This window comes from Streptomyces sp. 2-1, assembly GCF_048564895.1.
Lineage (GTDB): Bacteria > Actinomycetota > Actinomycetes > Streptomycetales > Streptomycetaceae > Streptomyces > Streptomyces phaeochromogenes.
Genome location: NZ_CP183383.1, coordinates 9,960,119 through 9,973,982 on the forward strand (window position 1 = coordinate 9,960,119; position 13,864 = coordinate 9,973,982).

General features: G+C 69.3%; 11 protein-coding genes. 7 read left to right on the plus strand and 4 right to left on the minus strand.

What is annotated here, in order from left to right:
- Positions 1 to 11: 11 nt before the first annotated feature.
- The 4 genes from ACN20J_RS43515 to rhaI all read right to left on the minus strand — a co-directional run bounded on the left by ACN20J_RS43515 (position 12) and on the right by rhaI (position 5,847).
- A complete protein-coding gene (locus tag ACN20J_RS43515) occupies positions 12 to 767 on the minus strand; it encodes a (Fe-S)-binding protein (RefSeq protein WP_189844225.1) in 756 nt (251 codons plus the stop codon).
- Between the two features lie 202 nt (positions 768 to 969).
- Positions 970 to 2,409 carry a rhamnulokinase gene (locus ACN20J_RS43520; protein ID WP_419668150.1) on the minus strand — a complete coding sequence of 480 codons (1,440 nt, stop codon included), beginning with the start codon at positions 2,407 to 2,409 and terminating at the stop codon, positions 970 to 972.
- Positions 2,410 to 2,452: 43 nt separating this feature from the next.
- Positions 2,453 to 4,492, minus strand: coding sequence for a bifunctional aldolase/short-chain dehydrogenase (locus ACN20J_RS43525; RefSeq protein WP_189844223.1), 2,040 nt, complete (start codon positions 4,490 to 4,492; stop codon positions 2,453 to 2,455).
- A 194-nt stretch (positions 4,493 to 4,686) separates the two neighbouring features.
- Positions 4,687 to 5,847 (minus strand): L-rhamnose isomerase, encoded by a 1,161-nt coding sequence (rhaI, locus tag ACN20J_RS43530; protein ID WP_361992492.1) that lies wholly within the window; start codon positions 5,845 to 5,847, stop codon positions 4,687 to 4,689.
- A 307-nt stretch (positions 5,848 to 6,154) separates the two neighbouring features.
- Between rhaI and ACN20J_RS43535 the strand changes: the two genes are divergently transcribed.
- The 7 genes from ACN20J_RS43535 to ACN20J_RS43565 all read left to right on the plus strand — a co-directional run bounded on the left by ACN20J_RS43535 (position 6,155) and on the right by ACN20J_RS43565 (position 13,779).
- Complete coding sequence (locus ACN20J_RS43535; RefSeq protein ID WP_189844221.1) at positions 6,155 to 7,672, plus strand: sugar ABC transporter ATP-binding protein; 1,518 nt, start codon at positions 6,155 to 6,157, stop codon at positions 7,670 to 7,672.
- On the plus strand, positions 7,669 to 8,709 hold the full coding sequence (locus tag ACN20J_RS43540) for an ABC transporter permease (protein WP_055616551.1): 1,041 nt from the start codon (positions 7,669 to 7,671) through the stop codon (positions 8,707 to 8,709). Before ACN20J_RS43535 ends, ACN20J_RS43540 begins: the two co-directional genes overlap by 4 nt.
- Positions 8,702 to 9,697 (plus strand): ABC transporter permease, encoded by a 996-nt coding sequence (locus ACN20J_RS43545; protein WP_055616550.1) that lies wholly within the window; start codon positions 8,702 to 8,704, stop codon positions 9,695 to 9,697. Before ACN20J_RS43540 ends, ACN20J_RS43545 begins: the two co-directional genes overlap by 8 nt.
- Before the next feature lie 24 nt (positions 9,698 to 9,721).
- Positions 9,722 to 10,807: a rhamnose ABC transporter substrate-binding protein gene (gene rhaS, locus ACN20J_RS43550; RefSeq protein ID WP_361885634.1), complete on the plus strand. Its 1,086-nt coding sequence runs from the start codon at positions 9,722 to 9,724 to the stop codon at positions 10,805 to 10,807.
- Positions 10,808 to 10,835: 28 nt separating this feature from the next.
- Positions 10,836 to 11,156 carry an L-rhamnose mutarotase gene (locus ACN20J_RS43555; RefSeq protein ID WP_189844217.1) on the plus strand — a complete coding sequence of 107 codons (321 nt, stop codon included), beginning with the start codon at positions 10,836 to 10,838 and terminating at the stop codon, positions 11,154 to 11,156.
- Positions 11,157 to 11,253: 97 nt separating this feature from the next.
- The gene (locus tag ACN20J_RS43560; RefSeq protein WP_419668151.1) at positions 11,254 to 12,675 is read left to right on the plus strand and encodes a BNR repeat-containing protein; all 1,422 of its coding nucleotides are present in this window, start codon (positions 11,254 to 11,256) and stop codon (positions 12,673 to 12,675) included.
- 78 nt (positions 12,676 to 12,753) lie between these two features.
- A complete protein-coding gene (locus ACN20J_RS43565) occupies positions 12,754 to 13,779 on the plus strand; it encodes a LacI family DNA-binding transcriptional regulator (protein WP_189844215.1) in 1,026 nt (341 codons plus the stop codon).
- Positions 13,780 to 13,864 lie beyond the last annotated feature (85 nt).

Consider the following 13,864-nt stretch of genomic DNA (forward strand, 5'->3'; position numbering starts at 1 on the left):
GCTGGTGTGGTTCATGTCAGCGGCTCCTCCTCCGTGCTCGCCAGGATCTCCGCGATGTGCACCGGACGCATGTCCGTCCTGAGCCGGGTCATGGTGCCGCCGATGTGCATGAGGCAGGAGTTGTCGGCGGCGCACAGCACATCGGCGCCCGTCGACTCGGCGTTGCGCACCTTGTCGGCACCCATCGCCGCCGATACATCGGAGTTCTTGACGGCGAACGTGCCGCCGAAGCCGCAGCATTCGTCCGCGCCGGGCAGCTCTTTGAGCTCAAGTCCCTTGACGGACTGGAGCAGTCGGCGCGGCCGGTCGCCGAGCCCGAGGCTCCGCAGCCCGTGACAGGTGGGGTGGTACGTGACGGTGTGCGGGTAGTACGCGCCCACGTCCGTCACCCCGAGCACGTCCACCAGGAACTCGGTGAGCTCGTACGTCTTCGGTACGACCGGCGCGAGCGTGGCCGCCAGGGTGTCCCCGCGGCCCTCGGCCCGCGCCCGCTCGCCCATCCGCGGATACAGCTCCCGCACCATCGCGCCGCACGACCCGGACGGGGTCACGATCGCTTCGTACCCACCGAATACATCGGAGAAATGCCGGGCCATCGGCTCGGCCTGGTGACGGTAGCCGGTGTTGTAGTGCGCCTGCCCGCAGCACGTCTGCGCCATCGGGAAGTCGACGTCCACGCCCAGCCTGGTCAGCAGTTTCACCACGGCACGGCCGGTGTCCGGGTAGAGCGTGTCGTTGACACAGGTCAGGAACAGAGCGACACGCATCGCGGCTCCTTGGGGTCGATCATCGGATGAGTGCAGGGTACGCGGCGCCGGCTTTGCTGGGAATGAGGTTGCCCTCCGCGCGGGGTGCCGTTTCCCGGCCGGCGATTCCTGGAAGTGTCGTTCGGGGCTGCGGGTTGTTCGTGGCTGGGTGCGCAGTTCCCCGTGCCCCTAGGGGGCGCCTGTGCTGGGGCGGGGATACAGGTCATCGGCCTGCCAGGCGAGCCTCGGCGGCCTCCCACACCGACGTGGTGCCCCGGGGGGCGTAACGGGTCAACTGCTGGGTGCGGGCCAGTAGTTCGCGCATCGACGCGCGGTCGTCGACCAGGCCGTGGGTGCGGGCCTGGACGAGGACGTTGCCCAGGGCTGCTGCTTCCGCCGGGCCCGCCACCACAGGCAGGCCGCAGGCGTCGGCCGTCAGCTGGCACAGCAGCGCGTTGCGGGTGCCGCCGCCGACGATGTGTACGACGTCGACCGGGTGGTCGGCCAGTTCCTGGGCCTGGGTGATCGCCCGGCGGTGGGCCAGGGCGAGCGAGTCGAGGATGCAGCGCGTGATCTCGGCGGGCGACTCGGGCACGGGCTGCCCCGACTCCCGGCACGCATCGGCGATCCGGGCCGGCATCCGCCCTGGAGCGAGGAAGGCGGCGTCCCCGGCGTCCACGACGGACCGCAGCGCCGGTACCTCGGCGGCGGCCGACAGGAGGTCCCCCAGGTCGGAGTCCCCCCATTCCCGTACGCACTCCTGGAGCAGCCAGAGCCCCATGATGTTCCGGAGATAGCGGACCGTGCCGTCCAGGCCCAGCTCGTTGGTGAAGTTGGCCGCGCGGCTCGCCTCGGTGAGGACCGGGGTCTCCAGCTCAAGGCCCGCCAGGGACCAGGTGCCGGTGCAGATGTAGGCGAAGCGCTCGCCGCCTACCGCCGGAACCGCGGCCACCGCGGAGGCGGTGTCGTGCGAGCCGACCGTCGTCACCGGCACCGGACCGGTCAGCCCCGTCTCGTCCAGCACGCTCTGCCGGAGCAGCCCCGCCGGATCTCCGGGCCGCCGCAGCGGCGCGAACAGCGTCAGGTCGATGCCGAGGCGTTCCGCGAGGTCGTACGACCAGTCGCGGGTGCGCGGGTCGACCAGCTGGGTGGTGGAGGCGTTGGTGAGCTCGGTGCCGGGCTCGCCCGTGAGCCAGTACGTCAGCAGGTCGGGGATGAGCAACAGGCGGCTCGCGTAGGCCAGTTGGGACGACGAGCGGGCGGCCACCAGTTGGTACAGCGTGTTGAAGGGCGCGTACTGGAGCCCGGTCGCCGCGTACAGGTCGGCGGCGGGCACGGTGGCCCACACCTTCTCCGCGACGCCCTGGGTGCGGGCGTCGCGGTAGTGCACGGGGTTGCCGAGGAGCGCCCCGTCGGCGTCCAGCAGGCCGTAGTCCACGGCCCAGCTGTCGATGCCGACGGAGTCGACCTGCCCTGCCGCGCGCAGCCCGTCGAGGACGCCCGCGTACAGCGCGAGGATGTCCCAGCGCAGCCCTTCGGGCGTCCGCACCGGCCGGTTCGGGAAGCGGTGCGCCTCCGTCAGCTCCAGCGAGTCGGGGCCCACGCGGCCGACCATGACGCGCCCGCTGGACGCGCCGAGGTCGACCGCGGCGTACGACTTCACAGCCGCCTCCTGAGTTTCACTGTCGCTTCCTGAGTCACGTGCGTCACCGGAGGAACGCGGCGGCGACACCGGCGTCGACCGGGACGTGCAGACCGGTAGTGTGCGTGAGGTCGCCGCCCGTCAGGGCGAACACGGCGTTCGCCACGTGCTCGGGCAGTACCTCGCGCTTGAGGATGGTCCGCTGGGCGTAGAACTCGCCGAGCTTCTCCTCCTCGATGCCGTACGTGGCCGCGCGCTGAGCACCCCAGCCGCCCGCGAAGATCCCGGAGCCGCGCACGACCCCGTCGGGGTTGATGCCGTTGACCCGGATCCCGTGCTCACCCAACTCGGCGGCCAGCAGCCGCACTTGATGGGCCTGGTCGGCCTTGGTGGCCGAGTACGCGATGTTGTTCGGACCGGCGAAGACGGCGTTCTTGGACGCGATGTAGATGACGTCACCGCCGAGCCCCTGCGCGATCATCACCCGGGCCGCCTCGCGCGAGACGAGGAAGGAGCCGCGGGCCATGATGTCGTGCTGGAGGTCCCAGTCCTTCGCCGTGGTCTCCAGGAGCGGCTTGGAGATGGAGATACCGGCGTTGTTCACGACCAGGTCGACACCGCCGAAGGCGAGCACCGCCGCCTTGAAGGCCTCGGCGATCTGCTCCTCGGAGGTCACGTCGACGGTGACGGCGACGGCCTTGTCGGGCCCGCCGAGCGCGGTGGCGACATCGGCCGCGTTCTCCGCGTTCAGGTCCGCGATCACGACACACGCGCCCTCGGCGACCAGCCGCTCGGCGATCGCCTTGCCGATACCGCTGCCCGCACCCGTCACCAGCGCCACCCGCGTGGCGAGCGGCTTGGGCTTCGGCATCCGCTGGAGCTTGGCCTCCTCAAGGGCCCAGTACTCGATGCGGAACTTCTCCGACTCCTCGATCGGCGCGTACGTCGAGACGGCCTCGGCCCCGCGCATCACGTTGATCGCGTTGACGTAGAACTCGCCGGCCACGCGCGCGGTCTGCTTGTCCTTGCCGAAGCTGAACATGCCGACCCCGGGGACGAGCACGATCGCCGGGTCGGCGCCGCGCATCGCGGGGGAGTCGGGCAGGGCATGCCGCTGGTAGTAGGCGGCGTACTCCTCGCGGTACTCGGCGTGCAGCTCCTTCAGCCGGGCGATCGCCTCGTCCGGTTCGACGGTCGGCGGCAGATCGAGGACGAGCGGCCGGACCTTCGTACGGAGGAAGTGGTCGGGGCAGGACGTGCCGAGCGCGGCGAGCCGCGGGTGCTCGGCGCTCGCGAGGAAGTCGAGCACGACCTCGGAGTCGGTGAAGTGGCCGACCTGCGGACGGTCCTGCGAGGCCAGCGACCGGATCACGGGCGCGAGAGCGGCGGCCCGCTCCCGGCGCTCGACGCCGCCGAGAGCCGCGTACCCCTCGACGACGGGACCGAAGGGCTCGTCCTTCCCGCGCTCGGCGAGGAACGTCTCGGCGGTACGGATGATGTGCAGCGAGTTCCGCTCGCACTCCTCGGCCGTGTCGCCCCAGGCGGTGATGCCGTGCCCGCCCAGAACGCAGCCGATGGCCTGCGGGTTCGCCTCCTTGACGGCGGCGATGTCCAGGCCGAGCTGGAACCCGGGCCGGCGCCACGGCACCCACACCACGCTGTCCCCGAAACACTCGGCGGTCAGCTTCTCCCCGTCGGCCGCGCAGGCGAGCGCGATCCCGGAGTCGGGATGCAGATGATCCACATGCGCCGCGTCCACCAGCCCGTGCATGGCCGTGTCGATCGAGGGAGCCGCCCCGCCCTTCCCGTGCAGGCAGTAGTCGAACGCGGCCACCATCTCGTCCTCGCGCTCGACCCCCGGATACACGTCCTTGAGCGCCAGCAGCCGGTCGATCCGCAACACCGCGAGCCCGGATTCGGTGAGGGTCCCCAGGTCGCCCCCCGATCCCTTGACCCACATCAGCTCGACGTCCCCACCGGTCACAGGATCGGTGTCGGTGCCCTTCGCGGACGTGTTCCCGCCCGCGTAGTTCGTGTTCCGCGGATCAGAGCCAAGCCGATTGGACCGAGCGAGCAGAGCGGCGGCTTCGGGATGGGGTGCCATGTTCCTAGTCCTTAAAGAGTGTGTGTATGTGCGCTTGAGCCCCGTAGGGACGCGGGGCGCCCTTCTGTCGCACGGGGCGAGGGTCGTGCCCCTTCAGGGGCGCGGGGAACTGCGCGACCAGCCGAGGACGACCCGCAGTCAGCCACCGACCTGCAGCCCTGCGGGGAGTGGGCCGGTCAAGCCCAGTGCAGCGGCTACGCTCCCCACCCCGCCTGCTGTCCACCAACCCGCTCCGCAGCGATCTTCTCGGCCCACCCGGAGCGGCGGTACGCCGCGATCGGGTCCGCGTCCAACCCCAGCTCCTCACGGACCTCGGCCACCAACGGCCGCACATCCGTGTTGTACGCGTCCATGACGACAGCGTTCGCGGCCAGCACATCCCCCGACCGCTGGGCGACGACAAGAGCCTCGCGGTCCACCAGGAGCGCCTTCGCCGTGGCCTCCTGCACATTCATCACCGACCGGATGATCGCCGGGATCTTCGCCTCGATGTTGTGGCACTGGTCGAGCATGAACGCCACATCCGGACTGAACCCACCCCCGCGAATCACCTCGTACATGATCCGGAACAGCTGGAAGGGATCGGCGGCCCCGACCATCAGGTCGTCATCGGCGTAGAACCGCGAGTTGAAGTCGAACGCCCCGAGCTTCCCCTCGCGCAGCAGCGTCGCGACGATGAACTCGATGTTGGTCCCGGGAGCGTGGTGCCCGGTGTCGACGACGACCTGCGCCTTGGGCCCGAGCTTCAGGCAGTGGGCGTAGGCCGTGCCCCAGTCCGGCACGTCCGTCGTATAGAAGGCGGGCTCGAAGAACTTGTACTCGAGCAGCATCCGCTGGTCGTCGCCGAGCCGCTCGTACACCCGGGCGAGCCCCTCGGCGAGCCGGTCCTGGCGCTCGCGGATGTCGTCCTGGCCGGGATAGTTCGTACCGTCCGCGAACCACAGCTTCAGGTCCTTCGAACCCGTGGCGTCCATGATGTCGATGCATTCGAGCAGGTGGTCGAGCGCCTTGCGGCGGACCGCCGCGTCCGGGTGGCAGATGCTGCCCAGCTTGTAGTCGTCGTCCTGGAAGGTGTTGGAGTTGATCGCGCCGAGCTTCAGGCCGCGCTCCTCGGCGTGCTTCGCGAGCGCCGCGTAGTCCTCGACCCTGTCCCAAGGAATGTGCAGCGCCACGGTCGGCGCGGCGCCCGTGAACTCGTGCACCTTCGCGGCGTCGTCCAGCTTTTCGAAAGGATCGCGCGGGACTCCTGGCTGCGCGAACACCTTGAAGCGGGTTCCCGAGTTCCCGTACGCCCATGACGGCGTCTCTACTGCCTGGGTCTTGAGGGCGGCCTTCACCGCGGCAAGCTCGGTCACTTCAGGGCTCCTGTGACTTCGGTTGTGGCTTCGGGTCCGAAGGGCTTCAGCGCGGCTTCCGCACGACGTGCAGCGCGAGGTCCAGTCTGAAACGATTCAGAACGCTGAAGCTATGAGCAGCCCGAAAGGCTGTCAACCCCTCCGGCGAATACCTCTCTCCGTGACTCGGTTGTGACCTTTGGCTATCGAAAATTTCGGCCTTTACCCATTGACGTGACCTGGGCTACCTGCCTAACGTCCCGGCAACCTAGTTGAAACCTTTCACGACGTCGTGAGGCCGCATCGCCCGCGTCGTTGAGGAGCCCTCATGACCCACCGGTCCGACGCGGGTCCGGCCCCCGTGCTGGCACTGAAGGACATCTCGAAGTCCTTCGGCGCCGTACGCGCCCTGCGGGACGTGTCCCTCGAACTCTTCCCCGGCGAGGTCCACGCACTCGCCGGCGAGAACGGCGCGGGCAAGTCGACCCTCATCAAGACGCTCGCCGGCGTGCACCGACCGGACGCCGGTCAGGTGCTCCTGGACGGCGAGCCCACCGTCTTCCACGGTCCCGCCGACGCCCGGGACGCGGGCATCGCGGTGATCTACCAGGAGCCCACGCTCTTCCCCGACCTGTCGATCGCCGAGAACATCTTCATGGGCCGTCAGCCGCGGCGCGCGCTCGGCCGGATCGACCACAAGGCCACGCACGCGTCGACCCTGGCCCTGATGAAGCGCCTCGGCGTCGAGCTCGACCCCGACCGCCCGGCGCGCGGCCTGTCCATCGCCGACCAGCAGATCGTCGAGATAGCCAAGGCACTCTCCTTCGACGCCCGCGTCCTGATCATGGACGAGCCGACCGCCGCCCTCACCGGCAGCGAGGTGGCCCGTCTGTTCGGAGTCGTGCGCACCCTGCGCGAGCAGGGCTCGGCCGTGCTGTTCATCTCGCACCGCCTGGAGGAGATCTTCCGGATCTGCCAGCAGGTGACGACCCTGCGCGACGGCGCCCTGATCTCCAGCGAGCCGATCGACGGCATGACCGAGGACGACCTCGTACGCCGCATGGTCGGCCGTGATCTCGACGAGCTCTACCCCAAGCAGGACGTCGACGCGGGCGAAGTCGCCCTGAGCGTACGGCGGCTGACCCGTGAGGGCGTCTTCACCGATGTCTCCTTCGACGTCCGCCGCGGCGAGATAGTCGGCCTCGCCGGACTCGTCGGCGCCGGGCGCACGGAGGTCGCCCGGGCCGTCTTCGGCGTCGACCGCTGGGACGCCGGAGAGGTCGAGATCGACGGCAGGAAGCTGACGAACGGGGCGCCCTCCACGGCCATGGCCGCCGGGCTCGCCCTCGTCCCCGAGGACCGCCGCGCCCAGGGCCTGGTGATGGACATGTCCATCGAGCGCAACATCGGCCTCACCGGCCTGCGTACGACCGTCAGGGCAGGCCTGATGGACCCGCGCGCCGAGCGCAGCCGCTCCCTCGACTGGGCCGTCAAGCTCCAGGTCAAGTACGCGCGGATCGCCGACACCGTCAACACCCTGTCGGGCGGCAACCAGCAGAAGGTCGTCCTCGCCAAGTGGCTCGCCACCGGCCCGAAGGTGCTGATCGTCGACGAGCCGACCCGAGGCATCGACGTCGGTACGAAGGCCGAAGTGCACCGGCTGCTCAGCCAGTTGGCCGCCGACGGGGTCGCCGTCCTGATGATCTCCTCCGACCTGCCCGAGATCCTCGGCATGGCCGACCGGGTCCTCGTGATGCACGAGGGCCGGCTCACCGCCGAGATCCCACGCTCCGACGCCACCGAGGAAACCGTGATGGCCGCAGCCACCGGGAGGGCAGCCGCGTGACGGTCACCGCTCCCAATCCCGCCCCCGCCGCCGAGGTGCCCAAGTCCAGCGGCACCCGGCTGGTGGACCGCGTCTTCAAAATGCGCGAACTCGCCATCCTGGTCGTCTTCCTGGTGATGATCGTCATCACCCAGATCGGCAACAGCGACTTCCTGTCCGAGCAGGGCATCAAGGACCTCCTGCTGAACGCGACCATCCTCGTACTGGTCGCCACCGGCCAGTCGCTGGTCGTCATCACCCGCAACGTCGACCTGTCGGTCGGCTCCACGCTCGGCATCAGCGCCTTCGCCGCGGGCACCTACCTCCAGGGAGGCGGCAACTCCGTCGTCGCCGTGGCCCTCGCGGTCCTGCTCGGCATCGGCTGCGGACTGGTCAACGGACTGCTCGTCAGCCTCGGCCAGGTGCCCGCCCTCGTCGTCACCCTCGGCACGCTCTACATCATCCGCGGCATCGACTCCATCTGGGTCGGCTCCCGGCAGATCACCGCGGCGGGCCTGCCCGACGGGTTCATCGACTTCGGCTCCGGCGGCCTCTCCGCCGTGCCGTGGCTGGCGATGATCGCGCTGGTGGTGCTGATCGCGACGGCGTACTACCTCAAGCACTTCGGCAGCGGACGCGAGCTGTACGCGCTCGGCTCCAACCCGGAGGCCGCCCGCCTCGCCGGCATCCCCGTACGCAAGCGGATCCTGGCCGCCTACACCTTCTGCGGGGCCCTCGCGGGACTCGCGGGCGCGCTGTACCTCGCCCGGTTCGGCAACGTCGACTCCGGCACCGGCAACGGCTACGAACTCACCGTCGTCAGCGCGGTCGTGGTCGGCGGCGTCGTCTTCACCGGCGGCTCCGGCAGCGTCTACGGGGCGGCCCTCGGCGCGCTCCTCCTGACCTCCATCAACAGCGTGCTGCCCGCCCTCGGCGTCAGCTCGGTCTGGGTGCTCGCCATCAACGGCATCCTGCTCATCCTCGCCATCGCGGTCGACCGGATCGTCGCCCTGCGCGTGGCGACCGCCCTGAAGAAGAGGAACGCCCGCCATGGCTGACTCCGCTCTCGCGCGCGCCGTCCGCTGGGACACGGTCGTCGGCGCCCTCCTCATCGTCGTCCTGCTGCTGTCCTTCGGAACCGTGGACGGCTTCGGCAACGCCCTCAACCTGTCGTTCCTCATAGGCAACACGCTGCCCATCGCGCTGATCGCGCTGCCGATGACCCTGCTCGTGGTCTCCGGCGAGATCGACCTCTCGGTCGCCTCCACGGCCGGGCTGTCCGGCGCGGTGATGGGCGCCCTGTGGAACGAGGGCATGACGATCGAGACGATCATCCCGATCTGTCTGCTCCTCGGCGTGGTGTGCGGGCTGATCAACGGGCTGCTGGTGACACGGCTCGGACTGCCGTCCCTCGCCGTCACCATCGGTACCCTCGCCGCCTACCGGGGCATCGCGCAGATCGTCCTCGGGTCGGACGCGGTGACCGACTTCCCCACCCAGTACCTGGACTTCGCGTCCGGACGCATCGGCGACACCTTCATCCCGTACGCCTTCCTGCCCTTCCTCGTGCTGCTCGCGATCGCCGTGGTCGCGCTGCACGCCACACCGTTCGGACGCTCGCTGTTCGCGATCGGCGCCAATGAGGAGGCCGCGCGGTTCGCCGGCATCCGCGTCAAGCGGCAGAAGCTGATCCTGTTCACCCTGACCGGTCTCATGGCCTCGCTGACCGGCATCTTCTGGGCGCTGCACTACGCCAGCGCCCGCTACGACAACGCCACCGGGCTCGAACTCTCCGTCGTGGCGGCCGTGTTGCTGGGCGGCATCGACTTCGACGGCGGCAAGGGCACGCTCGGCGGCGCGATCGCGGGAGTCTTCCTGCTCGGCGCGCTGCAGAACGTGATGAGCCTCCAGGACGTCTCCGCCCAGTCGCAGATCGTCGTCACCGGCGTTCTGCTCGTCCTCTCCGTGCTCGGCCCCCGGGTCGCACGGCAGATCTCCGTAGCGAGGGCGGGCCGCAGAGCCGCCTCCGCACCCACCACCTCGTAACTCCTGTCGAAAGGCTCTGCCACCATGTCTTCCACCAAGCTCCGTCGGGCCTGCGCGGCCCTGGCCGCCGTCACCTCCCTCGCCCTGGCAGGGACCGCCTGCGGTGGCGGTACCTCCAAGGACGACGTCAAGGAAGAGGGCGCGTCGAACGCCGCGGCCGGCAAGGCCGACCCGAACGCGGCCACCAAGAAGGGGCTGACCGTCGGCTTCCTGCCCAAGGCGGTCAACAACCCGTACTTCACCTCCGCCGACAAGGGCGGCGAGAAGGCCCTCACCGAACTGGGCTCGAAGTACAAGGAGGTCGGCACCAGCAGCGCCACGGACACCGCGGGCCAGGTGAGCTACGTCAACACGCTCACCCAGCAGCAGGTCGACGCGATGGCCGTCTCCGCGCAGGACCCGGGCGCCCTGTGCACCGCGCTCAAGCAGGCCATGAAGAACGGCGTCAAGGTCGTCACATACGACTCCGACACCAAGGCCGACTGCCGCAACGCCTTCGTCTCCCAGGCCAGCGCCGAGGCCCTCGGCCGTACCGAGGTCCAGCTCCTCGCCGAGCAGATCGGCTACAAGGGCGAGATCGCGATCCTGTCCGCCGCGCAGACCGCGACGAACCAGAACACCTGGATCGACTTCATGAAGGACGAGCTCAAGGACCCCAAGTACAAGGACATGAAGCTGGTCAAGGTCGCGTACGGCAACGACGACGCCCAGCAGTCCTTCCAGCAGACCCAGGGCCTGCTCCAGGAGAACCCGAAGCTGGCCGGGATCATCTCCCCGACCACCGTCGGCATCAAGGCGGCCGCGCAGTACCTGTCGGGCTCGAAGTACAAGGGCAAGGTCAAGCTCACCGGCCTCGGCACCCCGAACGACATGCGCAAGTACGTGAAGAACGGCACCGTCGAGGCCTTCGAGCTGTGGGACCCGGCGAAGCTCGGCGAGCTGGCCGCGCGTACCGCCGTCGCGCTGTCGTCCGGTCAGATCACGGGCAAGGAGGGCGAGACCTTCAAGGCCGGTGACATGGGCAGCTTCACCATCGGCAAGGACGGCGTGATCGACCTCGGCAAGCCGACCGTCTTCGACAAGAAGAACATCGACCAGTACGACTTCTGATCCGCCCTCACCCCGGGAGTTGCCCTTCATGCAGCGCGTCTGTTTCCTGCTCAAGGTCCGCGAGGACCGGCTCGACGAGTACCGCGAGAGACATGCCGCCGTGTGGCCCGAGATGCTCGAAGCACTCTCGGCCACCGGCTGGCACAACTACTCGCTCTTCCTTCGCGAGGACGGCCTGCTGGTCGGCTACTTGGAGACCGAGGACTTCGCAGCCGCGCAGGCAGGCATGGAGGCCGCCGAGGTCAACGCCCGTTGGCAGGCCGAGATGGCGCCGTTCTTCGAATCGCTGGACGGCGCCAGGCCCGACGAGGCCATGAAACCCCTCACCGAGGTGTTCCACCTCGCCTGATCCACCGTTCTCGTCCCCGCTTGCCCCGCTCTTCCCGTTCCCCTGCTCTTCCCCTCGCTCGTTCTCCTCGTCCCCGCACGTTCAAGGAGCCCCGAACATGAAGAGACGCACCCTGCTGGCGACCGCCCTGCTCGGCAGCGTGGCGGTTCCCGGCATCGCCGGTACCGCCCGGGCCGCCGACCCAGGTCCCTCGGTCACCCAGACCGGTAACACCACGCTCGACGGCCAGGCCATCTTCTTCGTCTCCTACGACGGCCTCGTCAACAACAACTCGTTCCAGAAGAACGGCCTGCTGACCTACAAGGGCTACCAGTACGCCGTCTGGTACACCGCCGACCGCAACGCCGTCGTCGGCCGTCGCGTCCTCGGCGCGAGCACCTGGTCCACCGTCAAGGTCGGCCACACCCTGCGGTACAACGACTCCCACAACGTCATCTCGATGGGCGTCTCCAAGGTCGACGGCCGCCTCCACCTCAACATGGACTCCCACAGCGACGGCTTCACCTACGTGAAGTCGGTGGCCGGGCTCATGGACAACCCCGCCGGGCTGAGCTGGACCGCGAGCCGCTTCGGAGCGCCGCAGTCCACCCTCGACGGGCTCGCGCTCACCTCGCAGTTCACGTACCCGCAGTTCATCTCCACGCCCGACGGAAAGCTCCAGCTGAGCTACCGGGTCGCGGTCTCCGGCAACGGCCGCAACGCCCTGGCCGAGTACGACGGCACGTCCTGGACCAATCTCGGCGAGTGGACCAGCTCCACCGGCACGTACACCAGCGAGCACGGGACCAGCACCGTCCGGAACATGTACCTGCACGGCATCGACTACGACAAGAACGGCAGGCTGCACTCCTTCTTCACCTGGCGCGAGCAGAACGGCGCCGTGATGTGCAACGGCGGCGGCATCACCAACCACGACACCGGCTACGTGTACTCGGACGACCGCGGTCGCACCTGGCGCAACAACGCCGGCACGGTGGTCGGCACCACGGGCGGCTCCGACAAGGTCGCCGTCACCGACAGCGGGCTGGTGATCGACGCGATCAACCCGGACCACTCCCTGATGAACCAGGAGAGCCAGTTCACCGACTCGGCGGGCCGTCCGCACGCGATCATCAGCTACGTACCGGGCCGCTTCGGTCAGTGCACCACCAACTACGTCGCCGACCGGACGGCCAACGGCCGTGCCTTCCACGTCCGCAAGACGTCCACGGGCACCTGGCGCAAGACCGAGATCCCGGTCCCTCTGAACTCCAGCCAGCGCACCAAACTGGTCCTGGACAAGTACGACAACGCGTACGCGATCCTGCCCTTCGGACGGATCGTCGCCGCGTCGGCCGCCTCCGGGCACACGGACTGGACGACACTGTTCGACGGCAGCGGCCTCAACGCCTTCGGTGAGGTCGTGGTCGACGAGACCCGGATCGCCCAGGACGGCGTGCTCTCGGTCCTCTACCAGGTGAAGTCCACCGGTACGACGCCATCGGCGCTCCATGTCGTGGACTTCAAGCTGCCTGCATGACGGAGTCCGTTCCACGTGGGCACGCGGGTAATGTGACTGCGTGCCCACCACTCCCCGTTCCCCGGAGGTAACCGCCTGATGGCCCAGTCGGTGGGTATCAAGGACGTCGCACGAGTCGCCGGAGTCTCCGTCGGCACGGTCTCGAACGTCATCAACCGCCCGGACACGGTCGCCTCCGAGACCCGCGCCCGCGTGCTCTCCGCCATCGACCGGCTCGGTTACGTCCGCAGCGAGTCGGCCCGGCAGCTGCGCGCCGGACGCAGCCGGATCATGGGCCTGCTAGTCCTCGACATGGGCAACCCCTTCTTCGTGGACGTGGCCCGTGGCGCCGAACGGGCCGCCCGCGAGGCCGGGCTCGGCGTGATGGTCTGCAACAGCGCGCAGAGCGCCGGTGAGGAGGCCGACTATCTGTCGCTCTTCGCCGAGCAGCGGGTGCGGGGCGTCCTGTTGACCCCCGCCGACGCGACCGGGCGCAACATCGAGGCGTTCCGCCGCCACGGCATCCCCTTCGTGCTCGTCGACCGCGTCGCCGAGGGCACCACGGAGTGCTCGGTGTCGGTCGACGACGTGGCGGGCGGCGCCCTGGCCGTACGGCATCTCATCGATGCGGGCCACCGCTCCATCGCGTACGTGAGTGGGCCGCCCGGACTGAACCAGGTCCGGGACCGCCGCACGGGCGCCCTGAACGCGCTGGGCGAGGCGGGGCTCGGTCCGGAGTGCCTGCGCGAGCTGCCCACCGAGCGGCTCGACGTGGCCGCGGGCCGCGACGCGGGCGCCCGCCTCCTCGGCCTCGGCGACCGCCCGACCGCCGTGTTCTGCGCGAACGACCTGCTCGCCCTCGGCGTCCTGCAGGCCATGTTCGCGGCCGGGGTGAGTGTCCCGGACGACCTGGCGATCGTCGGTTACGACGACATCGAGTTCGCGGCAGCCGCGGCCGTCCCGCTGACCTCCGTACGGCAGCCCGCCGTGACTATGGGCGCGCTCGCCGCCTCGCTCCTCCTGGAGGAGACCGAGGCCGAGACGGCACCCACCCCGCACGAGCACCAGCGCGTGGTGCTCCAGCCGGAGCTGGTGGTGCGGCGCTCCAGCCTCCCGCCGCGCTGAGCGGTCGTTCAGTACGTAGGTGGTTCCCGGCCTGATCGGCCGGTCAGTACGATTTTCTTGATCCCCGGGCTCGGCTCGCCGCAGA